Here is a 235-nt window from a genome sequence, read left to right as displayed (position 1 = left end):
ATCGAATTACCGTTAATGGGCAGTCATTGTCTTTTGATCAATTCAAAGCCGCCTACCCTAATTCTTCAATTGAAATCAACGGCAAGACTCTTACTTTCCGTTTCAATAAAGACGAATTTTCCGGTAAAACAATTTTGGTTGGCTACGGAACGAAAATCACTGATAATGATTTAGCGGTTTTCAACAACACGGCCAATGTCTCCTATCAATTAAGAGAAGACAGTCAGCCTACCAC

General features: G+C 39.1%; 1 protein-coding gene. It reads left to right on the top strand.

The features are described 5' to 3' along the window. Positions 1-235: hypothetical protein (locus LI126_RS15170; RefSeq protein WP_227165741.1), on the top strand; the 235-nt coding region annotated here is incomplete at both ends.

Origin of the sequence: Mediterraneibacter sp. 210702-DFI.5.30 (assembly GCF_020560115.1) — a bacterium.
Lineage (GTDB): Bacteria > Bacillota > Clostridia > Lachnospirales > Lachnospiraceae > Mediterraneibacter > Mediterraneibacter faecis.
This window is presented reverse-complemented; position numbering and strand designations above follow the sequence as displayed.